This is a genomic window from Microbacterium alcoholitolerans (assembly GCF_050408615.1).
Taxonomy (GTDB): Bacteria; Actinomycetota; Actinomycetes; order Actinomycetales; family Microbacteriaceae; genus Microbacterium.
On the sequence record NZ_JBNTKD010000001.1, the window covers coordinates 881,444 to 904,770 of the forward strand.

The 23,327-nt window shown below is 70.1% G+C and carries 21 protein-coding genes; 12 read left to right on the forward strand and 9 right to left on the reverse strand.

Translation table 11 applies throughout. The annotated features are described in order from the left end of the window. The first annotated feature begins 41 nt into the window (after window positions 1-41). Together ACQUSX_RS04290 and ACQUSX_RS04295 are read left to right on the forward strand one after the other, a co-directional pair. On the forward strand, window positions 42-656 hold the full coding sequence (locus tag ACQUSX_RS04290; protein WP_428905725.1) for a PadR family transcriptional regulator: 615 nt from the start codon (window positions 42-44) through the stop codon (window positions 654-656). 77 nt (window positions 657-733) lie between these two features. Beyond that, entirely contained in the window at window positions 734-2,062 is a 1,329-nt protein-coding gene (locus tag ACQUSX_RS04295) for a coiled-coil domain-containing protein (RefSeq protein WP_428905726.1), read from the forward strand. Window positions 2,063-2,127: 65 nt separating this feature from the next. Here ACQUSX_RS04295 and hpf read toward each other — a convergent pair whose 3' ends face one another. The 5 genes from hpf to mtrA form a co-directional block, all read right to left on the reverse strand. After that, window positions 2,128-2,784 (reverse strand): ribosome hibernation-promoting factor, HPF/YfiA family, encoded by a 657-nt coding sequence (hpf, locus tag ACQUSX_RS04300; RefSeq protein ID WP_428905727.1) that lies wholly within the window; start codon window positions 2,782-2,784, stop codon window positions 2,128-2,130. 90 nt (window positions 2,785-2,874) lie between these two features. Beyond that, window positions 2,875-3,549, reverse strand: a complete 675-nt coding sequence (locus ACQUSX_RS04305) for a ComF family protein (RefSeq protein WP_428905728.1) — start codon at window positions 3,547-3,549, stop codon at window positions 2,875-2,877. 90 nt (window positions 3,550-3,639) lie between these two features. Further along, window positions 3,640-5,346 carry an LpqB family beta-propeller domain-containing protein gene (locus ACQUSX_RS04310; RefSeq protein WP_428905729.1) on the reverse strand — a complete coding sequence of 569 codons (1,707 nt, stop codon included), beginning with the start codon at window positions 5,344-5,346 and terminating at the stop codon, window positions 3,640-3,642. Then, a complete protein-coding gene (mtrB, locus tag ACQUSX_RS04315) occupies window positions 5,343-7,034 on the reverse strand; it encodes an MtrAB system histidine kinase MtrB (protein ID WP_428905730.1) in 1,692 nt (563 codons plus the stop codon). The genes ACQUSX_RS04310 and mtrB overlap by 4 nt, the downstream gene beginning before the upstream one ends. Before the next feature lie 10 nt (window positions 7,035-7,044). After that, window positions 7,045-7,725 (reverse strand): MtrAB system response regulator MtrA, encoded by a 681-nt coding sequence (gene mtrA, locus ACQUSX_RS04320; protein ID WP_428905731.1) that lies wholly within the window; start codon window positions 7,723-7,725, stop codon window positions 7,045-7,047. Window positions 7,726-7,894: 169 nt separating this feature from the next. On the opposite strand from mtrA, the gene ACQUSX_RS04325 reads away from it, so the two are divergent. From ACQUSX_RS04325 to aqpZ, 8 genes are all read left to right on the forward strand, one after another. Continuing rightward, window positions 7,895-9,214 carry a glycerophosphoryl diester phosphodiesterase membrane domain-containing protein gene (locus tag ACQUSX_RS04325; RefSeq protein WP_428905732.1) on the forward strand — a complete coding sequence of 440 codons (1,320 nt, stop codon included), beginning with the start codon at window positions 7,895-7,897 and terminating at the stop codon, window positions 9,212-9,214. After that, on the forward strand, window positions 9,211-9,870 hold the full coding sequence (locus tag ACQUSX_RS04330) for a DUF4129 domain-containing protein (protein ID WP_428905733.1): 660 nt from the start codon (window positions 9,211-9,213) through the stop codon (window positions 9,868-9,870). The genes ACQUSX_RS04325 and ACQUSX_RS04330 overlap by 4 nt, the downstream gene beginning before the upstream one ends. Then, window positions 9,867-11,081: a DUF4350 domain-containing protein gene (locus tag ACQUSX_RS04335; protein WP_428905734.1), complete on the forward strand. Its 1,215-nt coding sequence runs from the start codon at window positions 9,867-9,869 to the stop codon at window positions 11,079-11,081. The genes ACQUSX_RS04330 and ACQUSX_RS04335 overlap by 4 nt, the downstream gene beginning before the upstream one ends. Before the next feature lie 50 nt (window positions 11,082-11,131). After that, window positions 11,132-12,055 (forward strand): AAA family ATPase, encoded by a 924-nt coding sequence (locus ACQUSX_RS04340; RefSeq protein ID WP_428907584.1) that lies wholly within the window; start codon window positions 11,132-11,134, stop codon window positions 12,053-12,055. Window position 12,056: 1 nt separating this feature from the next. After that, on the forward strand, window positions 12,057-13,364 hold the full coding sequence (locus ACQUSX_RS04345; RefSeq protein WP_428905735.1) for a DUF58 domain-containing protein: 1,308 nt from the start codon (window positions 12,057-12,059) through the stop codon (window positions 13,362-13,364). 58 nt (window positions 13,365-13,422) lie between these two features. After that, the gene (locus ACQUSX_RS04350) at window positions 13,423-13,863 is read left to right on the forward strand and encodes a Fur family transcriptional regulator (protein ID WP_428905736.1); all 441 of its coding nucleotides are present in this window, start codon (window positions 13,423-13,425) and stop codon (window positions 13,861-13,863) included. Continuing rightward, the gene (locus ACQUSX_RS04355) at window positions 13,856-15,352 is read left to right on the forward strand and encodes a catalase (protein ID WP_428905737.1); all 1,497 of its coding nucleotides are present in this window, start codon (window positions 13,856-13,858) and stop codon (window positions 15,350-15,352) included. The genes ACQUSX_RS04350 and ACQUSX_RS04355 overlap by 8 nt, the downstream gene beginning before the upstream one ends. A 135-nt stretch (window positions 15,353-15,487) precedes the next feature. Then, window positions 15,488-16,279, forward strand: a complete 792-nt coding sequence (aqpZ, locus tag ACQUSX_RS04360) for an aquaporin Z (RefSeq protein WP_428905738.1) — start codon at window positions 15,488-15,490, stop codon at window positions 16,277-16,279. Here the strand turns inward: aqpZ and ACQUSX_RS04365 are convergent. Beyond that, window positions 16,276-17,265, reverse strand: a complete 990-nt coding sequence (locus tag ACQUSX_RS04365; protein ID WP_428905739.1) for a stage II sporulation protein M — start codon at window positions 17,263-17,265, stop codon at window positions 16,276-16,278. The two genes, aqpZ and ACQUSX_RS04365, sit on opposite strands and share 4 nt — an antisense overlap. Before the next feature lie 16 nt (window positions 17,266-17,281). Between ACQUSX_RS04365 and ACQUSX_RS04370 the strand changes: the two genes are divergently transcribed. After that, the gene (locus ACQUSX_RS04370) at window positions 17,282-18,091 is read left to right on the forward strand and encodes an RDD family protein (protein ID WP_428905740.1); all 810 of its coding nucleotides are present in this window, start codon (window positions 17,282-17,284) and stop codon (window positions 18,089-18,091) included. A gap of 13 nt (window positions 18,092-18,104) precedes the next feature. Here ACQUSX_RS04370 and ACQUSX_RS04375 read toward each other — a convergent pair whose 3' ends face one another. Continuing rightward, window positions 18,105-18,311: a DUF3499 family protein gene (locus ACQUSX_RS04375; protein ID WP_428907585.1), complete on the reverse strand. Its 207-nt coding sequence runs from the start codon at window positions 18,309-18,311 to the stop codon at window positions 18,105-18,107. Between the two features lie 85 nt (window positions 18,312-18,396). Between ACQUSX_RS04375 and ACQUSX_RS04380 the strand changes: the two genes are divergently transcribed. Beyond that, window positions 18,397-18,828 carry a hypothetical protein gene (locus ACQUSX_RS04380; RefSeq protein ID WP_428905741.1) on the forward strand — a complete coding sequence of 144 codons (432 nt, stop codon included), beginning with the start codon at window positions 18,397-18,399 and terminating at the stop codon, window positions 18,826-18,828. A 60-nt stretch (window positions 18,829-18,888) separates the two neighbouring features. Here the strand turns inward: ACQUSX_RS04380 and ACQUSX_RS04385 are convergent, their stop codons facing one another. Both ACQUSX_RS04385 and ACQUSX_RS04390 read right to left on the reverse strand, forming a co-directional pair. Beyond that, complete coding sequence (locus ACQUSX_RS04385) at window positions 18,889-20,268, reverse strand: DUF5719 family protein (protein WP_428905742.1); 1,380 nt, start codon at window positions 20,266-20,268, stop codon at window positions 18,889-18,891. Next, on the reverse strand, window positions 20,265-23,303 hold the full coding sequence (locus tag ACQUSX_RS04390) for a glycosyltransferase (RefSeq protein WP_428905743.1): 3,039 nt from the start codon (window positions 23,301-23,303) through the stop codon (window positions 20,265-20,267). The genes ACQUSX_RS04385 and ACQUSX_RS04390 overlap by 4 nt, the downstream gene beginning before the upstream one ends. Between the last annotated feature and the right edge of the window lie 24 nt (window positions 23,304-23,327).

A 23,327-nucleotide genomic window follows, 5' to 3' on the forward strand; every position in this document is an offset into this window, starting at 1 on the left:
TATACTCAGAAATGCAATACCGGGAAACGATCGGAGCGCACATGTCCGTCCGCCAGAGCCTGCTCGCGATCCTCGAACAGGGACCGTGTTACGGCTACCAGCTGCGCGCCGAATTCGATCGCCGCACCGGATCCACGTGGCCTCTCAACGTCGGCCAGATCTACAACACTCTGGAGCGGCTGGAGCGCGACGGTCTGGTGGGCAAGGGAGACGTGAACGACCAGGGGCATGTCTACTACGAGATCACCGACGCCGGTCGTGCGGAGGTGCGTGACTGGCTGGACTCCCCTGTGCCCAGGCAGAGCGGCACGCGGGACGAGCTGCCGATCAAGCTGGCACTCGCTGCGACGCTTCCCGGGGTCGACGTCAAGACGATCGTGCACCGACAGCGGGAAGCGTCCCTGGCCGCGCTGGATGAGCTGCGGCGGCGCGAGTCCGGAGGAGCGCCGGGCGGCGAGGCGCTCGCCTGGCAGCTGGTGGCTGATTCGCTCATCTTCCGGGCGGAGGCCGAGCTGCGCTGGCTCGATCATGTGGAGTCGCGGCTGGGGACGCACGCCCCGCAGACCCTCCATCTGGAGATCAGCACGCAGACGCCGCGTCGCGGGCGACCACCCCGCGCGAAGGGCGGAGTGCCGGCTCTGGGAGCAGCTGTCTGACGCGGAGCGCATCTTGTTCGCCGAAGGCGCATGCGATGCACAGCACGAGCATCGGCTGTCGACCGTAGGATCGAGGAATGGCCGGATTCTGGGGCAGACGCAAACGTGAGCAGGAAGCGCAGCAGGCGCAGGACGCGGATCTCGCGCGCCACGCCGAGCAGTCGCTGGTCGCGGCGGACGAGCACATCCGCACGACCACGGACGAGCTCGCCTTCGCGCAGGCCGAGCTCGGCGAGTCGCTGACCGGTGACCTGAAAGCCGCTCTCGATGCCGTGCGCACGCACATGCGCGAGGCGTTCCAGCTGCACCAGCTGAATCACGACGAGATCCCCGACACCGAAGAGGAGCTGCGCACCCGCAACGCCCGCATCGTGCAGCTCTGCGAGTGGGCAGAGGGCCTGCTCGACGAGAAGACCGAGGTGCTCGCAGAGGCCGTCGCCAAGGTGCGGCGGGCTCCGCAGATCGTCGCACAGGTGCGACGGGATGCCGAGTCGCTGAGCAGCCGCGTCCCGCACGCGCGCACCACGATCGAGCGACTCTCGTCCCGCTACGCGGAATCCGCGATGCGGCGGATCGCCTCGGCCGCGGACGAGGCCGAGCAGCTGATCGCATTCGCCACCCACGGCGCCGATGTGTCCGAGCGACGTCGCGCTGCAGGGCAGAACGAAGAGGCGAACCTCGCCATGGAGACCGCCACCGAGGCGGTGCGCCGCACGTCAGCCATCCTCGACGCCGTCGAGGACTTCGAGATCGAGGCGCTGCGCGCCGAGTCGACCCTCGCGGACGTCGTCGCCGATTCCCGCGGTGACATCATCGCCGCACGCGACGCACCGCAGGTGCCGGAGGTGGTGGCAGCCACCGCGGCCCTGGAGACAGCCCTGCGTGCCCTCGCGCCCGCAGGTGCCCGCAACGACCCGTTCGCCGAGCTGAGCGAACTGCGCACCGCCAACACCGCGCTCGACGCGGCGATCGACAAGGCGCACTACCGCGCGCAGCATCCGCTCCCCTCCCTCGACCAGGTGCAGCACGCGATCGACGACGCGGATCGTCAGCTGGGCGTCGCACGCGGGCTCATCTCCGGACATCGCGGCTGGATCGGCGCCGACGCCCGCACGCGCCTCGCCGAAGCAGAACGGCTGCGCGTCGACGTTCCGGCCATGCTCCCGGCGGAGGAGACCCGCGACCTCGCCCTGTCCTCAGCACGGCGCGTCGCGCAGCTCGCCGCCGAAGCGCTGCAGCTCGCGCAGCGCGACATCGACTCCTCCCGCCCGCAGGATCAGGGCTGGGGCGGCGGCGGTCAGAGCTGGGGCCCCGGCGGACGACGCGGCGGCGGTGGCGGTGACATCGTCAGCGGTGTGCTCGGCGGTCTGGTGATCGGCAGCATCCTCGACGGCATCTTCGACTGAGGCGTCCTGCGTCGCAGCGGGCAGAGAAAGGCGCCCCTCCTGAGAGGGGCGCCTCTTTGATCTGATCAGGACGCGAGCGCCTCGGATGGCGGGGCCGCGGTCGTCAGCGAGATGACGCCGTAGTCCCAGCCCTTGCGGCGGTACACGACGCTCGGGTGGTCGCTGCGGGCATCCACGAACAGGAAGAAGTCGTGGCCGACGAGCTCCATGCGGTCGACGGCCTCCTCGACGGTCATCCATTCCGCATCGAAGTTCTTCGTGCGGATGACGACGGGCGAGTAAGCCTCGTCCTCATCGTTCTGCACGGGGATCGCACCGGTCGCGACTGCCTGCAGCACGTCGACGGATGCGGGTTGCACGTCGATGCCGGCCAGAGCGCCGCTTCCCTTCTCGAAGTGCGCGCCACGAGCCTGGTTGCGGCCGTCGATGCGCTTCTCCTTCGCCCGGCGCAGCTGCTCGGAGAGCTTGTCGAGAGCCATGTCGAGCGCGGTGAACTTGTCGGAGTCGACCGCTTCAGCGCGGACGACGGGTCCCTTCCCGAGGAGTGTGAGCTCCACCGTCTCGTCCGGGACGCGCCCGTTGCGATAGGCACGGTGCGTGACCTTGATCTCGAGTCGCAGCGCTCGCGGTGCGAGCGTCTGGATACGGGCTGTCTTCTCCTCGACAACCGTCCGGAACCGATCGGAGATGCTCACTCCGACGCCGACGATGCTCGTTTCCATCACTGCCTCCTTGTCCCGGTCCACCCGGCCAAGGGCGGACCGTGGTCGCCTTGTGACCCCCTACGCTAGTCGGCGAATCGGCGGATGTCACTACCAGTTCACCGTGTGTTCCGAGCGTGTCGGATCCGTGCCGCGGAGACGAGCGGTCGCGGCGAGCGCGACGGCGCCGACCGGGTGCCATCCGGCTGCGCGCAGCGCCCGCGCGGCCTCATCCAGCGTCGCTCCCGTGGTCACCACGTCATCGAAGATCACGACCCGGGCGTGACTGCGAGGCGCCGGATGCGCGCGCATGCTGCCGTCGACGTTGCGCGCCCTGGCAGCCCTTCCGAGGCCGCGCTGATCGGCCGTGCGCCGCACCGGCCGCAGCGTGCGTCGCGACTCGAATCCGGCGCGGCGGATCAGCAGCTCGGGCACCCGGAAGCCCCGACGTCGAAAGCTCACCCAGCTCGTCGGCACGGGCGCGATGACGGCGCCGCGCGCCGCCTCGCCCAGGATGCCGGCCACGGCGCATCCGAGCGGTCGGGCGAGAATCGTGGCGCCGTCCTCCTTGAGACGCCGGATGCTGCGCGCCGGCACCCCCTCGAACGTCATCGCCGCGCGCACCTCGAGCCCCTGCGGGGTCGTCAGCCGCTGCGGCTGAGGCTCGAGCAGCTGCCGGCATCGGTCGCACAGCAGCGTTCCCGGCTGATCACAGCCCGGGCAGCTCGCCGCCAGCAGGAAGGCGAGCGCCTCCTGTCCGATCCGCATCCACTGATCAGCATCCATCCGCTGATCTTCGTGCCTGCACGAGGGCGGTCGAGCACTCGGCGCGGCAACCGTGGACAACTCGACGTCGCGGTCGGATGTGCAGGAGGATCAGTATCCGGCGCGGGTGCCGAGCACCAGCACGTCCTGCACGGACGACTGCCAGGACGAGCCGCGCAGCGCGTACACGGCGCCGTCAGAGGTCAGCACGCGCAGTCCCGTGGTCGTCTTGGCACCGGCGAGCGAAGTCGCACCTTCCGGCGCGGGCGACACGGCCGCAGGGCCACCGACCATGTACGTGGTCAGCGCTGTCCCGGGGGCGCTTGAGAGCACGGCGATCGAATCGGCGCCGATCCACGCGATCCCGTCGGCAGGGCCCGACAGCAGCGCGATCTCCTGCACGTCGCCGAGCTCAACCGGCGCGGAGCCCTCGCCTCGCACGACCGAGGCGACCACCAGGCGGTGCTGTCCTCCGGAGGCGACCACGCCCGCGACGCGCGCACCGTCCGCCGACACGCGCAGATGGCTGATCGAGTCGGTCTCCGGCCAATCCGCGACGACGTTGTGCTCGACGACCCGGGCCTCCCACGCCTTGACCTCACCGGGTTCGTGCCGGGGCACCGTCCAGATGAATCCGAACGGATCCAGCGACGGCGTGACCAGGTTCGACCTGCTGTCGACCTCGTTGGCGGTGCCGTCGCTGACGGCGAAGACGCGTCCGTCTCCCTGCTGCACGGCGGCGAGCAGGGCATCCCTGCTGATGTCCATCGCCTGGATGGGTGAGGAGATCTTGTCGATCTGCGCGGTGAGTCCTGTCACAGGGGCGATGTCGCCACCAGCGCCGGCGGTGCCGAACGTCTCGTCGGTGAGCACGAGCACGCCGGGGTCGACGATCGACTCGTCGAGTGAGACGGTATCGGCCGACAGCGGTGATCCGTCCACGACGAATCGCACCTCGGCGACACCAGCGCCGGCCAGGCTCGCCTCCAGCTGGGTGCGCATCCGCGCCAGCACGGCGGAGGATGCCGACAGCGCGGACCGCGTGAGCGAGACGGAAGCCACCTGATCGGCATCGATGGGCACCGCGTCGCCGACAAGCGCCACATCTGCGGGGAAAGCCGTCTGAACGGCGGGGGCGAGCCAGTCGGTCGGCGTGCCGGAGATCACCGCTCGCGTTATCGTCGTCGCCATCGCCGCGCGGCGCGGATACCAGCGCACGTCGGGCACCAGGTGGCTCCACGACGGGTCGAAGTACTTCAGCGAGAACTTCTCGTACACCTTCGCGAACGTCTCGATATCGAGGGTGATTCCGTCCTTGGCCTCCGAGATGCGCCATTCGCCGCCCTCGGCGCGCACGAGCCGGTAGGTGGCCTTCGCCTGTCCCGTCGCCGCGCTGTAGGCGCCGTCGGCATCGACGCTGGCGATCTGGTCGAGCTGCACGTTCACCTCGGCGGTGGTCGCGGCCTCGTCATCCGCCTCGACGCTCGGATCGAACTCCCGCTTGAGCACCGATGAGTCGATCGCGACGCCGACCTCGGGGTCCCATTCGCGCGAGAAGTCCTCGGTGAGGAACTTGCGGGCGATCTCCCAGTTGTTCGCCGGCGTCATCGACGCCTCCAGGAATCCGGCGACGATCCTCTCCGGCCCCGCTCCGGGTTCGGGGTCGGGCGCGATCGGTGTGAAGTCGGGTTCCTCGCCGTCCTCCCCGACGGTCAGCCCGGCGTTCGGCGGACCGGACGTGGGCAGCCCGGTGCAGCCCGCTAGCAGCAGTCCCGCCACGGCGATGGCGAGCAGTCGGATGCCTGTGCGCAGCCTCATGTCCGCTCACTCCCCCCTCGCCCGCGCGGCGCCGCATCGGATGCCGCGCGCACGGCGATCGGCTGGGTGAGGTCGCCGATGTCGGAGAGCATGGGCTGCGGCTCGAGCGGCACGGGTCCCTGCCCGCTGGGCACGGTGCCGCCGCGCGGGATGGTGAGCACGAAGTTCGTGCCGACGCCCAGCTCGGACCAGACCTCCAGGTTCCCGCCGTGCAGCTTGGCATCACCCAGCGCGATGGACAGGCCGAGCCCGGTGCCGCCGATGGTGCGCTTGCGCGACGGATCGGCCCGCCAGAACCGGTCGAAGACCCTGACGGCGTCCTCGGGACGCATCCCGAGCCCGAAGTCGCGGACGCTGACGGCCACTGCGTACTGGTTGCTGTCGACCGTGACGACGATGGGCTTGCCCTCGCCGTGTTCGATGGCGTTGCCGACGAGGTTGCGCAGCACGCGCCGCACCCGCCGCGGATCCATGTCGACGGGCGAGTATCCGCCGGGAGCGACCATGCGGACCTCCGAATGGTGTGCGCTCGCCAGCGGACGCAGCTGCTCGACGATCTCCTCCGCCAGCTGCGCGAGGCTCGTCGCCTCGACCTCGAGCTGCACCGATCCCGCGTCGTAGCGGCTGATCTCGAGCAGGTCCGACAGCAGCGTCTCGAAGCGCTGCACCTGAGTGTGCAGCAGCTCGGCTGTGCGGGCGGTCGTGGGATCGAAACCGTCCTTCTGGTCGTTGATCATCTCGGCCGCCAGCCGGATCGTGGTCAACGGGGTGCGCAGCTCATGCGACACATCGGACACGAACCGCTGCTGCACGAGTGAGAGCTCGGCGAGCTCGCTGATCTGGTTCTCGATGCTGTCGGCCATCGCGTTGAACGATCGGCCGAGCGTGGCCAGTTCGTCCTCGCCGCGCACCGGCAGACGCACCTCGAGGTCGCCCGATGCCAGGCGCGCGCTCGTCTCGGCCGCCTCGATGATCGGGGTCGACACCGAACGCATCACGAGCCACGATATGCCGGCGATGATGGCCACCAGCGAGATGCCGGCGAGCCACAGCGTGCGCTGCACGAACAGCAGGGTCTCGTCGGCGTCGGCGAGGTCGTAGGCCATGTAGATGTCGTAGCTGCCGACGTCGTGAATGGTCAGCAGCTGGCCGACGACGATGCCGGCGGTGCTCGTGCCGTCATCCTGCGGCAGTTCGACGGACTGCCACGCCTGACGCCCCGGCACCTGGATGACCCTGGTCCGCAGCTCGGTGCTCAGCGTCGGGAACGGCCGGAGGCTGCGGAAGCCGGACGGCGCGAAGCCGTCCCCCTCGCTCTCGGCGAAGAACCCGACGATGCGGTCGGTGGATGCCGCGCGCCCGAGAACCCGCTGGGCTTCGCCCCACAGCGCCGCGGTGGCGGCACGGTCGTCGCCGACCTGACCGGAGTCAAGCAGCTTCTGCGCCTGCGAGACCGAGATGCGTGCGTTGTGCAGCGCCTCGTCCTTGCGGGATTCGAACAGGTCGTTGCGGATCACCAGGGCCATGATGACGCAGGTGATGAAGATCGCCAATGCGGTGAGCAGCATCGTGATCGCCGTCGCCCGGAAGCGCATGGAGCGGCGCCAGGCCAGCACCAGGGAGTCCGGCCATTGACGTGACGTGCGCCAGAACGACGCCTGCACGCGCGTCGGGTTCGTCGCGGTCACGCGCGGTCTCCTAGCTGACGCTCCCGGCGCGGTAGCCGACGCCGCGCACCGTCATGACGATCCTGGGGTTGTCCGGGTCGAGTTCGACCTTGGCGCGCAGTCGCTGCACGTGCACGTTCACCAGGCGGGTGTCGGCCTTGTAGTGGTAGCCCCACACCTGCTCGAGCAGCATCTCGCGGGAGAAGACCTGCTGCGGCTTGGACGCGAGGGCGACGAGCAGCTGGAACTCCAGCGGCGTCAGGGCGATGGGGGCGGTGCCCCGGCGCACCTCGTGCGCATCGACATCGATCGTCAGATCGCCCACGCGCAGCACCTCGGCGGCGCTCTGCGGTGCGGGGCGCAGCCGGGTGCGGATGCGTGCGACGAGCTCCTTCGGGTTGAAGGGCTTGACGATGTAGTCGTCGGCGCCGACCTCGAGGCCGCGGACGACGTCGGCGGTGTCGGTGCGAGCCGTGAGCATGATGATCGGAACCCCGGACTCGGCACGAATGCGAGAACAGATCTCGATCCCGTCCATGCCGGGAAGCATCAGATCCAACAGCACCAGGTCGGGACGGGTCTCGCGCCATTCGTCGACGGCCTTGGCGCCGTCGGCGCAGAACAGCGGTTCGAATCCCTCGGTGCGCAGCACGATGCCGATCATCTCGGCCAGAGCCGTGTCGTCGTCGACAACGAGGATTCGAGAGGTCATCTTCTGCCCAGCTCCGCTTTCTCTCTTCTATGCGACGGCGATTTCCCCACGCGGCCGCAACGTGTCTCAGAGCCTACTTGAGAAAGACGATCACTTCCCGGACATGTTTGCGCGCGTGACGGCGTGCCGCGGTATGACACGATGGGATGGCACATGGGAGGGAGTGTGGATGAGCGGCCAGACCTGGACCCCCGCACCGAAGAAGAGCGCGATTCCGCTGCATCCGATGACGTTCGGCATGATCCTCGGCCGCTCGTTCAGCGCGCTGCGACACAATCCCAAGGTGCTCTTCGGCTTCGCCGTCGTCGTGCAGTTCGCGATCAGCGCGATCGCGGTCACCGTGATGGTGCTGGTCGCCGGATTCACCGCGGCGCGCATCGCCAGCGTGCCGGCCGGATCGCCCGACCTCGGCCCGATCATCGCCGGTTCAGTGGCGCTCGGCATCGTGATCACGATCGTCATCACCCTGGCGAGCGTGGCATTCACGGCCATCATCCAGGGCCTCGTCGCCGCCGACGTCTCCTACGCCGCACTGGGACGCAAAGCCCCACTGCGGATGCTGTGGGCGAGGATGCGCCCCGCGTTCTGGCGCCTGTTCGGATACGCGCTGCTGCAGGGACTCGCCGTGGTCGTGTGGCTGGGTGCGATCTTCGGGATCATCTTCGCGATCATGTCCGCCAGTCAATTCGATCCGGCCGCGATCGGCATCGGTGTGCTTCTCGGCGTGCTGCTGCTGCTCGGCAGCATCCCGCTGCTGGTGTGGCTCGGCACCAAACTGCTCGTCGTGCCCGCGGTCCTCGTGCTCGAGCGCGCGACGCTGGGCAGCGCTCTGGTCCGCTCGTGGCGTCTGATCCGCGGACGGTTCTGGCCCGCCTTCGGCGTGATGTTCCTGATCGGCGCGATCATGGGCCTCGCCGCCCAGGTCGTCAGCATCCCCGGCTCGCTCATCACGACGGTGCTGACCGGACTGCTCGCTCCGACCGGCGATCCGGACGCGGGCGCAGTGGTGGCGATCCTGGCGGCCACGATCCTGCCCCAGATCCTGGTGCTCGCCGTACAGGCGATCACCCTCGTCGTGCAGGGCACCGGCGCGACGCTCATCTACCTCGACAGCCGGATGCGGTACGAGGGTCTGGATCAGACCCTGATCAGCCATGTCGAACGCAGCGCCCAGGGCGGTCACGGAGACCTCGGCGACCCGTACGCGCTCGATCCGGCGCGCGCGGTGTCGAAGAACGCGCCGGTGCAGCAGAACCTGCCCCCGGCTCCCGGATACGCTCCGGCTCCCGGCTACGGACAGCCGCCCGGGTACGGACCGGCACCCGGGTATGGACCGGCACCCGGTTACGCTCCGGCACCCGGGTACCCGCAGAATCCCGGGTATGCGCCCGCACCCGGGCAGCCCCCGGTGCCCCCGCCCCCCGCGCCTCCGGCCGGCTCCGCGGACGCGGAGCAGAACCCCTGGGCCGCGCCCGGCGGATCCGCATGATCGGACTCCTCGCCGCGGCCGATGTCTTCATCCCCGATGGCGACGAGACCCGACAGCGCGCGGAGGAGGAGCTCAGCAGAGCGGAGTACCAGGCCGCGAAGCCGAACTGGTTCGATCAACTCGCCTCGGACATCTTCGAGTGGCTGCTGAGCCTGTTCACCGGCGACGGAGTCCCGGGCACGGCACCCGTCGCTGTGACGGTCATCGTGATCGTCATCGTGGCTGCACTGATCGTGGCGCTGCTGGTGTGGGGCCGTCCTCGCGCATCGCGAACGGTGCGCCGACGCGCCGACCTGCTCGGCGAGCGCGACGACCGCACCGCGGCTCAGCTGCGCGCCGAGGCGGAGCGCCGAGCCAAGGCCCAGGACTGGGACGGCGCCGTGGTGCTGCGCTTCCGCGCCCTCGCCCGGAGTCTCCTCGAGCGCGACCTGATCGATCCCGCTCCGGGCGCGACCGCGCAGGGCATCGCCAATCAGGCGGTCGTTCCGTTCCCCGCGTTCCTCGAGCGCCTGCACGATGCGGCAACCGGATTCGATGCCGTGCGCTATCTCGGATCCCCTGCCAGCGAGCACGATTACCGCGTGCTCGCTGAGACAGAAGACGCCCTTCGCGCGTCGAATCCGCAGACGACCACTCCTCCGGCGGTGCACGCATGAGCGCGATCGCGCCGGTCATCGGCCCGATGGCATCCGATGAGGCAGTTGCGGCGTCGACGGCCGCCGCGCCCCCGCGAGGACGCATCGGCCGTGTGCTCGGCTGGGTGTTCGTCATCGTGCTGCTCATCGGAATCGCCCTGCTGTCGCTGGCGCTGGCCACGGCCTCGCCGAACCTCGGCGGAACTCTGCATCCCGACAATCCCGGACCGAACGGCGCCAAGGCGATCGCGGAGCTGGCCCGTGAGCAGGGCGTGCAGATCGAAGCCACCCGCAGCCGGGCGACCGCGGCGGCGGCCCTGACCTCGGACGCCACGCTCGTCCTCACCGATCCGCCCGCGCTGAGCGACGACGCCGTGCTCGAACTCATCACCAGCGCCGACAGAGCGGTGATCCTCACCAGCAGCACGCGGATGCTGCGTCTGCTCGAACTGGGCGAGGCAGGCCCGGCCGCAGGCCGCGTGCAGGCTGAATGCGGCCTGCGGGAGTTCTCCCGCGTAGGAAGCATCGACGCCGAGCGGCTCTTCACCCCTGGTCCGGACGTCTCCGGCTGCTTCAGAGACGACATCGGTGACTCCGCAGTGCTGCGCGGCGATGTCGACGGCACCACCGTCACCTTGCTCGAAGGAGGAGCGCTGCTGTCGAACCAGCATCTCGCCGAGGATGGGAACGCGGCGCTCGGCCTGGCGCTGCTGGCCCAGGGCGAGGACCTCGTCTGGTACGTGCCCTCGTTCGAGGACAGCGACCGCACCGGGGATCAGCCGGTGGGCCTCGGCGAGATGACACCCGACTGGGTCACCCCGGGAATCGTGCTGCTGCTCCTGGCCGGGATCGCCGCGATCTGGTGGCGCGGCCGGAAATTCGGCCCCCTCGTGGCCGAGTCGCTGCCCGTCACGGTCCGGGCATCCGAGACGATGCACGGCCGAGCGCGGCTGACGGCCAAGGCCGCGGATGCACCGCACGCGGCCGCCGCAATCCGCGCCGGAACGCGCGGCAGGCTCGCGGCCCGCCTCGCCCTGAGTCCGCGCGCCACCGCCAAGGAGGTCGCGGACGCGGCATCCGATCGCCTGCGGGTGCCGCGGGGCTCGCTGCTCGAGCTGCTCGACGGCGCGCCTCCGCACGACGACCGCGACCTGATCGACCTCGCCCGCAGACTCGCCGAACTCGAGACGGCCGTCGATGCCGCCGTCCACACCGAAAGGAAACTCCCGTGAGCGACGAGAGCACTCCCCCCACCATCGATGACGACGCGCTGCGCCAGGCGATGCACCGTGTGAGAACGGAGGTCGACAAGGCTGTCATCGGTCAGGCCGGCACCGTGACGGGCCTGCTGGTGGCCCTGCTCGCTCGCGGTCACGTGCTGTTGGAAGGCGTCCCCGGCGTCGCCAAGACGCTGGTTGTGCGCAGCTTCGCGCGTGCCGTCGGCCTCGACACCAAGCGGGTGCAGTTCACTCCCGACCTCATGCCCGGAGACGTCACCGGCTCGCTGGTCTACGACGCGCGCACGGGTGAGTTCGAGTTCCGCGCCGGGCCGGTGTTCACCAACATCCTGCTGGCGGATGAGATCAACCGCACCCCTCCCAAGACGCAGGCCGCACTGCTGGAGGCGATGGAGGAGCGCCAGGTGTCCGCGGACGGCGAGAGCCGTCCGCTGCCGGACCCGTTCCTGGTCGCCGCCACGCAGAACCCCGTCGAGCACGAGGGCACGTACACGCTGCCCGAGGCGCAGCTGGACCGGTTCCTGATGAAGCTCGTCGTCGGGATGCCCGAGCGCGACGCCGAGGTCTCGGTGCTGCGTCTGCACGCCGGCGGATTCTCACCGCGCCTGCTGACCGGGATCGAAGCCGTGGTCAGCGAGAGCGAGATCCGCGCGGCGCAGGACGCCGCTTCGCGCGTCCAGGTGAACGACGACGTGCTCGGCTACGTCGTCGACCTCGCCCGCGCGACCCGCATGTCGCCGTCGGTCGAGCTGGGCGCGAGCCCGCGCGCCTCGACCGCACTGCTCGCCGCCGCCAAGGCGTGGGCGTGGCTGAACTCGTCGTCGGCGGTCACCCCCGACCACGTGCAGACCATGCTGATGCCGGTGTGGCGGCACCGCCTGCAGCTGCGTCCGGACGCGCAGATGGAGGGCGTGTCGGCGGATGCGGTGCTGCAGTCCGTCGTGCAGCAGACGCGGGTGCCGATCTGACATGTTCGTGACCGCACTGCTGGCGCCGCTCGTCGCGCTGGGTGTCATCCCGATCGTGCTGCTGAGCACGATCGGCTTCGCCGCGTGGGCGGTGTTCGGCGTCTGGATGCTGCTGTGCGCGGTGCTGGTGGCGCTCGACGTGCTGCTCGCGGCCGACGCTCGCGCCCTGGTCGTCACACGCCGAGTGCCGGCGCGAGCGCGCCTCGGCGAGCCGGTGACGACCAGCGTCGCGGTGCAGAACCTCGGCGCGCGCGCACTGCGCGGCTGGCTGCGCGATGCCTGGCAGCCGACCGCCGGTGCACCGGACGGCAGGCAGCAGCTGACCATCCCGCCCGGTGAGCGTCGCCGCGTGGAGGTGCCGCTACTCCCCCGCAGGCGCGGAGAGCTGCGCAGCGACTTCGTCATCGTGCGCTCGCGCGGTCCGCTCGGGATCGCCGGCCGGCAGGCGCGCCATGATGCGCGCGGCGCGCTGCGCGTGCTGCCGGCGTTCGCCTCGCGCAAGCACCTGCCCTCGCGGCTGGCGCGGCTGCGCGAACTGGACGGCAACACCTCGATCCAGGTTCGCGGTCAGGGCACGGAGTTCGACTCGCTGCGCGAATACGTGCGCGGGGACGACATCCGCTCCATCGACTGGCGCGCCACGGCGCGGGCCGGCACGACGATGCTGCGCACGTGGCGCCCGGAGCGGGACCGCCAGGTGGTCATCGTCATCGACACCGGACGCACCGCGGCTGCCCGAGTGGGCGACAGCACCCGGCTGGATGCATCGCTGGAGGCCTCCCTGCTGCTGGCCGCCCTGGCCGCGCGAGCCGGCGACCACGTGCACCTGCTCATGTACGACCGGGTGGCGCGCGCACGGGTGACGGGTGTCGACGGCGCATCCCTTCTGCCCGCGCTCACCGACGCGATGGCACCGGTGCACGCGCAGCTGGTCGATACCGACTGGGCGGGCGCGTTCGCAGCGGTCCGCTCGCTGACGACCCGCCCCTCACTGATCGTCGTGCTCACCGCGCAGGATGCGGCCGAGTCGGCGCGCAGCTTTCTCGGCGCGTTCCCCGATGCGTCCAGGGCGACCACCGTCCTGGTCGGATCGGTCACGGACGAGGCGATCGGCGACCTCGCTCGCAAGCGCGACTCGCGAGCCGACGTGTACCTGGCAGCGGCGGCTGAGCAGACGATGCGCGACGCGCAAGTCGTCGCGGATGCCATCCGCCGTGCCGGCGGCGAGGCGATCGCGGCCGACCCGGATCAGCTGCCCCCGCGCATCGCGGATCGCTACCTCGAGCTGAAGGCAGCCGGCCGACTTTAGCCACTTATTCCAACTGACTCAGTTTTACGAATCAGTCAGAATAAGCTACAATGGGGCCATGCCCGCCGACACTCTCACCGACTTCCCCGCGCGCCTGCGCGCGGTCGGGCTGCGAGTGACGACGCAGCGAGTGCACGTGCTCGAATCGCTCCGGCTGCGTCCGCACGCTTCGGCGGACATCGTCCATGCCGGCATCCGCGACAGCCTCCCGGGCATCGCACCGGCCACGGTGCACGGCATCCTGAACGACCTCACCGCCGCGGGAATCGTCAGCAGGGTGAGCCTGCCCGACGTCGGCAGTGCCCTGTACGAGCTGCAGAGCGGCGACAACCACCATCACCTGCAGTGCGTCAGCTGCGGCCGCGTCGAGGACGTGGACTGCGCTGTCGGCGCGGCGCCCTGCATGCATCCCACCCATGACCACGGCATGCGGATCCTCGAAGCCGCGGTCACCTATCGAGCCCTCTGTCCCGAATGCGAAAGGAACGGCAATGGCTGACAAGCCCGCAACCACCACTCAGACAGGAACCCCGGTCGCCAGCGACGCACATTCGCTCACCGTGGGCGCCGACGGCGTCACCGCGCTGCACGACCGCTACCTGGTCGAGAAGCTCGCCTCGTTCAACCGCGAGCGCGTGCCGGAGCGCAACCCGCACGCCAAGGGCGGCGGCGCGTTCGGCGAGTTCGAGGTCACCGAGGACGTCTCGGCATACACCCGCGCGGCCGTGTTCCAGCCCGGCGCCAAGTCCGAGACGCTGCTGCGCTTCTCATCGGTCGCCGGCGAGCAGGGCTCCCCGGACACCTGGCGCGACGTGCGCGGCTTCTCCCTGCGCTTCTACACCACCGAGGGCAACCTCGACATCGTCGGAAACAACACCCCGACCTTCTTCCTGCGCGACGCGATGAAGTTCCCGGACTTCATCCACTCGCAGAAGCGCCTCGGCGCCTCCGGCCTCCGCGACGCCGACATGCAGTGGGACTTCTGGACCCTCTCGCCCGAGTCGGCGCACCAGGTCACCTACGTGATGGGCGACCGCGGACTCTCGCGCAGCTGGCGTCATCTCAACGGCTACGGCTCGCACACCTACCAGTGGGTCAACGCCGAGGGCGAGCGCTTCTGGGTCAAGTACCACTTCCTCTCCCAGCAGGGCGTGGAGCGCATGGACGCCGCGGACGCCGAGCGCATCGCCGGTGAGGACTCCGACCACTACCGTCGCGACCTGTACGAGGCGATCGACCGGGGCGAATTCCCGAAGTGGGACGTCTACGTGCAGATCATGCCCTACGAAGAGGCCAAGACCTACCGCTACAACCCCTTCGACCTGACCAAGACCTGGTCGAAGAAGGACTACCCCCGCATCAAGGTCGGCACCTTCACGCTGAACCGCAACCCGCAGAACTTCTTCGCCGAGATCGAGCAGGCCGCCTTCTCGCCCGGCAACCAGGTTCCGGGCACGGGCATCTCGCCCGACAAGATGCTGATGGCCCGCGTGTTCTCGTACAGCGACGCGCAGCGCTACCGCATCGGCGCGAACTTCAACCAGCTGCCGGTCAACCAGCCGCACGCGGCTGAGGTGCGCAACTACATGCACGAGGGTCAGATGCAGTATCACTACGCCCCGGCCGATCACCGCGTGTACACCCCGAACTCGTACGGCGCAGCCGGCGGCCCCGAGGCCGACCCGCTGCTGGGCGTCGAGGCCAGCTGGGAGTCCGACGGCGAGCTGGTGCGCTCGGCCGCCACGCTCCGCGAGGACGACGGCGACTTCGTCCAGGCGGGCATCCTCTATCGCGAGGTGTTCGACGACGAGGAGCGCGCTCGCTTCGTCGAGACGCTCACCGGCCAGTACAACGCGCTGACCGTCCCCGCCATCCAGGAGCGCTTCTTCTGGTACTGGGGTCAGGTCGACGCACAGCTGGGCGCCACGCTCCGCGCGCTCGCAGGAGCACCTCTCGGTGAGCCCGAGCCCGTAGGCGTCGGCGAGTAAGACCGTCCTCCCGCAACCCCTCCATCGCCGGCCGATGGAGGGGTTTCGGCGTGTACGCATGGCGACGCGCCGGTTTTTGCAGGATCATCGGACACAGGCCGGCGCTCTGCCGACCCGATGAGAAAGGGCTGGGCAATGAGCGATTCCTCCATTTCCTCCGCACCTGAACCCGGTGCACCGCTGACGGCGTCACTGGGCGCGAAGCTCGCCGCCGAGGGCTTCGGCACGTTCCTGCTCGTGTTCGGCGGCGTGGGAACCGCGGTGTTCGCGTCGAACCACTTCACCGACCCGGGAGCGGATTCAGCCGTCTACGTCGCCGTGGCGCTCGCCTTCGGCCTGACGGTCCTCGCGGGCGTCTACGCCTTCGGCCCGATCTCCGGCGGCCATTTCAACCCGGCGGTGACGCTCGGCGCCGCTGCCGCCGGACGCACGCCGTGGCGCGATGTCGGGCCGTACATCATCGCGCAGATCGTCGGCGGTGTGATCGCCTCGACGGCGCTCACTCTGATCGGCATGTTCGGTCCCGACGGCTGGCTCACCGCGGCCCAGGACGCCGGATTCGCGAGCAACGGCTGGGATGAGCTGTCCCCCAGCGGATTCGGCATGCCGGCGGCCATGATCATCGAGGTGATCCTCACCGGCTTCTTCCTGCTGGTGATCCTCGGCGCGACGCACCCGAAGCGCGGTTCGCTCTTCGCGGGTGTCGCGATCGGTCTGACGCTGACGCTCATCCACCTGATCGCCATCCCCGTCGACAACACGTCGGTCAACCCGGCCCGCTCGATCGCCGCCGCGATCTACGGCGGATCGGAAGCGCTGGCACAGCTGTGGGTGTTCCTGGTCTTCCCGATCATCGGCGCGCTGCTCGCCGGCTTCGCCTACCGGGCTCTCTTCGACACCACGACGGCGGTGACGCGGAAGCCCTAACCCGCAGTCAGCGTCGGCGTGCCCGCCTCGTGCTCGACGAGGTCGCCGCTCTCGCCTCGGCGCACCGCACGCCGTCCGATCACCAGCATGTAGAAGAGGAAGACGCCCAGCGCCGCGGCGCCGATCGCGATCTTCACCGGCCAGGACAGCGCCGACCCGGTGACGAATCCCTCCACCAGACCCGAGAGGAACAGCACGAAGACGAGGCCGATCGCGACTGTCGCGAGCGCGCGACCCTCGGCCGCCAGCGCTTCGCCCCGGGTGCGTCGTCCCGGCGCCACCCACGACCAGAACACATGCAGTCCGGCCGCCGCAGCCACGAAGATCGCCGTGAGCTCGAGCAGGCCGTGCGGAAGGATGTGCAGCATCATGGTGTCGAGATGGCCGTACGCCGTCATCACCGCCGTGGAGACTCCGAGTCCGAACGCGTTCTGCATCAGCATCCACACCGGCCAGATGCCGGTCACCCCGAACAGGACGCACTGCATGGCGATCCAGGCGTTGTTGAACCACACCATGCCTGCGAAAGAGGCCATCGGCTCGTAGTAGTCGACGAAATCCTCCTCGGCGTACTGCCGCAGCACCTCAGGCGTGCCGAGGGCCGCGATGCGCGCAGGGTCGGACGTGATCCACGCGGCCGTGATCGCCACAGTGAGCACGAACAGCACAGCGATCACGCCGGTCGTCCACCGGATGCGGTAGAGCGCGGCCGGGAACTGCAGCGTGAAGAAGCGTGCGGCCTGGGCCAGGATGTTGTCCGGAGCGCCGGTGAAGCGCAGGCGCGCCGCGGCGAGGATCGTCGACAGATAGGCTCCCTGAGGCGAGTCGCCTACCGAGGTCTTCAGCTCGGCGAGATCGGCGGATGCTGCGCGATAGCGGAGGATCAGTTCGTCGACCTCCGCGCCGCTCAGGTGCCGCTTGCGGCTGAGTGCGTCCAGCCGTGCCCACTCGGGTCGGCGGGCGTCGGTCAGAGCATCGGCATCCACCTGATTTACTGTACTCATGTCCGATGCGATTGCCGATGAACAGGAGATCCTCTCCGGCGAGGCCGTCGCCATCGATGTGCAGCCGGTCGGGTTCGTGCTGCGAGCCGCCGGGGCGCTGATCGACATGCTGATCAGCTTCGGGGTCTTCATCGCCTTCATCCTGATGCAGGTGTGGCTGATGTCGATCGGTGTGATGGACGAGCACCTGTTCCGGATCCTCACGATCTGGGCGTCCGTGGTGAGCTTCCTCGTCCTGCCGCTCACGGTCGAGATGGCGACGCGCGGCCGAAGCGCAGGCAAGCTCGCCGTCGGCGGACGCATCGTGCGGCTCGACGGCGGCGCCATCACCTTCCGGCACTCGTTCATCCGTGCACTGCTGGGTGTGCTCGAGATCTACCTGACCGTCGGCGGGATCGCGGTGATCGTCGGCGCACTCACCGCACGCTCACAGCGCCTCGGCGACCTGGTCGCCGGCACCTACTCGCAGCGGGTGCGCACGCCGCGGCTGCCGGAGCATGCGCCGAACCTGCCCCAGTCCCTCGTGACCTGGGCTCCGCTGGCCGACGTCGCCCGGCTGCCGGACCGACTGGCCAGGCGCATCTCGCAGTTCCTCCTCAACGCCGACCGGCTCTCCCCCGCCGCCCGGCTGAGTGTCGCGGACGAGCTGGCGACCGAGGCCAGTGCCTTCGTCTCGCCTGTGCCGGCGGTCGCGCCGGAGGACCTGCTTCGGGGCATCACCGTGCTGCGGCGAGAGCGCGAGCAGCGTGCGCTCACGATCGCGGACGACCGGGCCGAACGGCTCACCGGGAGTCGCATCCGGCTCTGAGCGGCTGCGCGCGTCAGCCGCGAAGCGCCTCGTGCCGGACCACCAGCCAGCCCGCGGGCACGGACAGGCGATCGGCGTGCTGCGCGCACAGATCGTGCGCGTGCGGATCGCCTCCCGGTCCGAGTGGCCCCAGCGCGGCCATCTGGTCGCCGTAGTCGAACGTCAGCGTGGCCACGGATTCACGCGCACAGGCGACCTTGGAGCAGAGGCGCTCTTCCACGCCGAGTCGATCGTTCATCGCCTCCAGCGTAGGACGCGGCTGGCAGGTTGGTCCGCTGCCGCGCGGCAGCGCCTAGACTTTCGGCATGCCCCGCCCTCGTTCATCTTCTGCACCGGCTCGTCGCGGCGCGCGTCACGGGCGGCACGGCAGACTCGGACGCAGCGAGGTCGTGCGCCCTCCCCTGCCACCGCTGGACGGCCGGATCGATCGATTCGAGATCACGGTCGGCAGCGCCGTCGAGTTCCTGCGCGGATCGTGGGAGGAACTCCGCGAGGTTCGCTTCGAGATCGCCGCGATGCCGACGCATGACCGCGGCGATGGCATCCCGCTGTGGCGCGTGGACCATCTCACCCAGCGGGTCACGCTGTTCCGCGTGCCGATCGAGCGGCTGCTGCCCAAGGGGCACGACGACGGACTGCATCGGCGTGCCGCCATCGAGAGCGCGGTGTTCCACGCCGCTGCCGAGTATGTCGGGCGGGATCCGTGGGAGCTCGGCCCGGAGGGACGCGACCACTGACGCGCACTCGTCCCGGAGCACGGACGTCCACTGCGAGCGGCTCAGGGACCTGCGCTCCGCTCAGGGTCGGACGATGATCGGCTGCTGTGTCGCGGCCGGTGCCCACAGCGGCCAGCCGGCCATCAGCGCCTGACCCGACGCCCCCTGCATCGTGATCGCGGCGTGCACGGGCGCGGTTGACTCAAGCGTGTAGGAGCCGGCGCGAAGGGAGACCTCCGCACCGCTGGATGCCGCGAGTTCGATCGTGCGCTGCTCCGCGCCGTCCAATGTGACGGTCACCGACTCGGATCCCCTGTTGCGCAGATGCATCGTGCTCTCCGCACCGGAGGGCACCGAGAACATCGTCTTGCCGTTCAGCTCGGGCGCCGGCAGCATCCAGGCGAAGTCGGCGCGCGTTCCGTCGCGCACGGTCTGCTTCGCCCCCGCCACGACCGGTTCCGTCGCCGTGACCTCGATGTCGTATGCGCCGGCCGAGAGACCCGACAGCGCGATCTCCGCCGGCGTCGCCGCGAGGAGCTCCACTGAGTACTCCTCCCGCACCTCCTCCGTTCCCGCCGCGCGCACGCGGACGGTCGCCTGAGCATCGGCATGCGGCGCCAGCATCCGCACCACCACGCCGCTGGCGTCGTCGGTCGTCGCAGTCGGGGTCGACTGCACCCCGAGGAGCATCAGATCGGTCTGCGGCCCGTTGACGCCGTCCTGCAGGTCGATCCCCACCGGATCGAGCGTGCGCATCAGTGCCGACTGCAGGGTGGCGCGCACGGGTGCACCGGTCGATACGACTTCGACGACAGGGCGCTGCTCGCCCCCTGAGACGGATGCCAGGGGCACGCCGAGCTGTGTGCGAGGCGGGACGATCCTCGTCGACGCAGAGCGCTGCAATCCGTAGATGTTCAGGTCGACCGTGGCCGGGACGCTGCCCGGATTGGCCAGCAGGATGATGTCGGACGCTCCGATCGACACGTCGCCGCCCACCAGCCAGGTGTGCTGTCCGGCCGGACGGCACGGCGCGGCCGCGAATCCGTACAGGTCGTCGTCCGAGATGCGCGCGGATTCGGATGCCGCGATCAGCGGCGCCTCGCGGTCCTTCACATGCCCGGTGATCGTCTGCGCGCCGTCCCCGCCGGTCATATCAGGCATCTCCAGCGGCTCGATGCTGGAGGCATCGTCGTCCGCCGCCACGTTGAGGCGCGGCGCGGCCGCCGAGACCATCAGGTCGGCACGACTCGAGTCCCGCCCGAGCACGCGGAAGGATCCGTTGCAGACGAGAGTCGCGTCACCGGGAACCGGACGCACCGTGCTCACGGCCGGCTCAGTCTCGACAGTCGGCCACGGCGCCGCCACGGCGACCCCGACGCCGAGGACGCACGCGGCCGCGACGACGGCCCCCGTGGCGACGCGCGCTCCGGTGGCGGCCAGGCGGAGAGTCCGCTGCTTCATCGTTCGTCCTCCGTCGCCTCGGCTGCAGGTGCGTCCGCCGCATCGGCCGCGGGGATGTCCGTCGCGTCGGTGGGGGTGTCCGTCGCCTCGGCCGTGGGCACCTCGGTCGGAACGGAGTCAGGTTGTTCGGGGGGGATCGGCGCGGGTTCGAGTGCGGCCGCGGCATCCTGCGTGTCCGATTCCTCGGGGCGGTGCTGCTCCTCGTCGCGGGCGGCGCGACGTGGCAGCACCATCGGCTCCTCCGGCGCGCGTCCGACGACACGCGAGCGGCTGCGCGCTGCGCGCCGTGAGGCGCGCGTCGGCATGGCGAGCAGCAGCGCCGCCAGGACGATGACGAGCTGCACTGTGACGACCACGGTCGTGATCGTCTGCTGCATCGCCGTGGCGCTCATGCGGTCAGCGATCGGCACATCGATGCTCCACAGCAGACCGTGCGGAGTCTCGCCGGCTTTGACGAAGCCGGTGCGCTGATCGATCGCGGTGACAGCCTCGTTGCGCATGCTCCGGGCCCGGTCGTTCTCGTTCGGCGTCCGCTCGAGCAGGACGAAGCTGATGCCCTCCTCCGCCAGGCTCTCGGCTGCTTCGAAGTCGCGTGCCGAGAGCAGGTCGACCGCGTTCTGCGACAGGTCGACGCCCTGAGGGCGCGTCGCGGTGCTGAGAATGGTGGTCTGCGCGCCCAGGGTCTCACTCGGGCCCCACACCAGCTCGACGGCCAGCGATCCGTCGTTCAGCGGCGTCATCACGAGTGTGCCCGTGTCGTCGTCACCGGACGCTCGCGCGACGACGAGAGCCGGAAGCGTGCTGGTCGAGCCGTTGCGCACCTCGGCGTGTGCGGTGTGGACGGCCAGCAGCGCCGGCAGGGCACACACTGCGACCGCGATCCCGGCGACCAGAGCCGCACCGACGCGCAGCGGAGTGAGAGCGACAAGAGCGTCGAGCGTCACCAGCGCGGCCCCGACGGCGCCGAGCCAAGCCAGGCTCAGTCCTGTCCCCGGCCACACTGCGACACCGGCGCCATGAACGAACGACACCACCACTCCCGTGGCCATCATCGCGGTCAGCAGTCCGACGACCGAGGTCAGCAGCAGAGCGAAACCGGCGCGCCAGCGCGGTGACAGGGCGGATGCGAGGGCGAGGAGGGCGACGGGTGCCAGCAGGAGCGGCGCCCAGACCGCGAACTCCGCACCGGCGAACCACTCCCATCCGGCCCGGTCTGCTGAGGGGAAGCCTCCGGCGACGACCACCCGGCTTACCGCCTCACCCGCCTGCTCGATGATCCGGCTCGCCCCCGGGTCGGCGAGCAGAGCGCGCGGGTCGCCGTCTCGGAGCTGCCAGATGATCAGCGGTCCGAACAGCACCGCCGAGGGGACCAGCAGCCAGAAGAGGCGTGCGGCGCCCCGCAGACGGCCGGCGGCCAGCATCAGGATCAGAGCGAGCGACCACAGCAGCACGAAGGCCGGCGCGAGGGACGGCGCACACGCGAGAGCTGCGACGGTGAGCAGCGAGGCCGCACCCGCCGCACCCCAGGAACGATGCGCGACGACCGCGGAGTGCAGCACCCAGGGCAGCAGCAGGTGCAGCATGACGGCAGCGGGCCTGCCCTGCACGAGCGCAGTGAGGAACATCGGCGCCAGCGCCCAGAGGACCCCGGCGAGGATCCGCAGACCTGAGCGATCGGTGACCCTCGTGGCGGCGAACCACCCGCCCAGCACGGCCAGTGGCAGCGCCGTCAGCCAGAGCAGCACGAGCGCGAATGACGGAGAACCCGGCCACAGGGTACCGAGCACGGCGAGCACCGCCGCGAACGGATCCGCCGGGCCGACCACGCCCTGACCGAGGTCCCGAAGGCCCCACGCGGCATCCGCCCACAGCGCTCCGACCGTCTCCCGGAGCGGCAGCAGCGCGCCGCCGCCGATCGCGGGCCACGCGAGCATCGGGAGGAAGACGGCGATGCTGACGACGAGGGCGGCGAGCACAGCCCATGCGCCACCGCCGCTGAAGAAGCGCAGCTCGCTGACGACGCCGCGCTCACTGCCGTGGCCGTCGTCGAGCCGTTGGCGCAGGTCGTCCCTGGTGACGCGAAGCGGTGCGATCGAAGCCCATGACGCGGAGCGGAAGGAACGGATGGCGGCGCGCGAGCGCGCGAGCGAGGGCAGACGGAACATCGTCGCGATGGCGGCGCCCCATTCCGGCGCCACTTCGCCTGGGCGCTTGCCGATCAGATGAGTGATCGATCGCCACAGCGCGAGCGGCAGCAGGCTCAGCCAGTGCAGGGGAACGGCGATCGCCGGCGCGTAGGCGAGCCGCCGATGCAGCTGTGCGCGACGCGTGACCCAGGCGCGGGAGACCCGGCTCTGCGGCAAGGCGGCGGGACCGCGGGCCGTCGTCTCGACGAGCGCCTTCGGCACGAGGACCAGGCGTGCGCCACCCAGTCGGGCGCGCACACCGAGATCGAGGCCCTCGTCGGCACCGGACAGCGCCACGTCCGGACGCAGCACCCGCGGCGCTGCACCGCGGATCAGCATGCCGCGGACATCGGCACCGAGGGCGTCCTCGACCGAGTCGTGCTGCCCCTGATCCAGCTCCCCCGCGGCAAGCTCCACCGTTCTGCCGAAACGACTCATGCTCACCCCGAGCGAGACGATCTCGCGGTCATCGTCGCGGCGCACGAGCTTGGGTGCGGCGATGGCCGCCGACGGCGAGCGCTCGAGCGCTCCGTTCAGCAGCCGCAGCGCGGTCGATCGGGGCGCGGTGTCCTGCGCGAGCAGCCAGACCGAGCTCCCCTTCGCGACGCGCGGCTGGGCGAGGGCGACGGCCTCCGCATACGTGGTCGTCGAACGCGCCTCGATGATCCCCTCCACGAGGTGACCGATCTCGGCGGAACCGCGAACGTGCGACGCGTTGCCGAGAACGACCACGGTCACTGCAGCGGGGGGTGAGGACTGGTCGCGGACCGCGTTCAGCGTGCGCGTGAGCTGGATACTGGCGGGCTGGTCGGCGCGGGCGACGATGATGGCATGGACTCGGGCTGGCATGGCATCGTCAGCCTAGGCAGGCGG

What these genes read in the sequence shown, in the direction of transcription:
- ACQUSX_RS04290 (WP_428905725.1), top strand. Translation starts at nt 42, where the DNA reads ATGTCCGTCCGCCAGAGCCTGCTCGCGATCCTCGAACAGGGACCGTGT.
- ACQUSX_RS04295 (WP_428905726.1), top strand. Translation starts at nt 734, where the DNA reads ATGGCCGGATTCTGGGGCAGACGCAAACGTGAGCAGGAAGCGCAGCAG.
- hpf (WP_428905727.1), bottom strand. Translation starts at nt 2,784, where the DNA reads ATGGAAACGAGCATCGTCGGCGTCGGAGTGAGCATCTCCGATCGGTTC.
- ACQUSX_RS04305 (WP_428905728.1), bottom strand. Translation starts at nt 3,549, where the DNA reads ATGGATGCTGATCAGTGGATGCGGATCGGACAGGAGGCGCTCGCCTTC.
- ACQUSX_RS04310 (WP_428905729.1), bottom strand. Translation starts at nt 5,346, where the DNA reads ATGAGGCTGCGCACAGGCATCCGACTGCTCGCCATCGCCGTGGCGGGA.
- mtrA (WP_428905731.1), bottom strand. Translation starts at nt 7,725, where the DNA reads ATGACCTCTCGAATCCTCGTTGTCGACGACGACACGGCTCTGGCCGAG.
- ACQUSX_RS04325 (WP_428905732.1), top strand. Translation starts at nt 7,895, where the DNA reads ATGAGCGGCCAGACCTGGACCCCCGCACCGAAGAAGAGCGCGATTCCG.
- ACQUSX_RS04330 (WP_428905733.1), top strand. Translation starts at nt 9,211, where the DNA reads ATGATCGGACTCCTCGCCGCGGCCGATGTCTTCATCCCCGATGGCGAC.
- ACQUSX_RS04335 (WP_428905734.1), top strand. Translation starts at nt 9,867, where the DNA reads ATGAGCGCGATCGCGCCGGTCATCGGCCCGATGGCATCCGATGAGGCA.
- ACQUSX_RS04340 (WP_428907584.1), top strand. Translation starts at nt 11,132, where the DNA reads ATGCACCGTGTGAGAACGGAGGTCGACAAGGCTGTCATCGGTCAGGCC.
- ACQUSX_RS04345 (WP_428905735.1), top strand. Translation starts at nt 12,057, where the DNA reads ATGTTCGTGACCGCACTGCTGGCGCCGCTCGTCGCGCTGGGTGTCATC.
- ACQUSX_RS04350 (WP_428905736.1), top strand. Translation starts at nt 13,423, where the DNA reads ATGCCCGCCGACACTCTCACCGACTTCCCCGCGCGCCTGCGCGCGGTC.
- ACQUSX_RS04355 (WP_428905737.1), top strand. Translation starts at nt 13,856, where the DNA reads ATGGCTGACAAGCCCGCAACCACCACTCAGACAGGAACCCCGGTCGCC.
- aqpZ (WP_428905738.1), top strand. Translation starts at nt 15,488, where the DNA reads ATGAGCGATTCCTCCATTTCCTCCGCACCTGAACCCGGTGCACCGCTG.
- ACQUSX_RS04370 (WP_428905740.1), top strand. Translation starts at nt 17,282, where the DNA reads ATGTCCGATGCGATTGCCGATGAACAGGAGATCCTCTCCGGCGAGGCC.
- ACQUSX_RS04380 (WP_428905741.1), top strand. Translation starts at nt 18,397, where the DNA reads ATGCCCCGCCCTCGTTCATCTTCTGCACCGGCTCGTCGCGGCGCGCGT.
- ACQUSX_RS04385 (WP_428905742.1), bottom strand. Translation starts at nt 20,268, where the DNA reads ATGAAGCAGCGGACTCTCCGCCTGGCCGCCACCGGAGCGCGCGTCGCC.
- ACQUSX_RS04390 (WP_428905743.1), bottom strand. Translation starts at nt 23,303, where the DNA reads ATGCCAGCCCGAGTCCATGCCATCATCGTCGCCCGCGCCGACCAGCCC.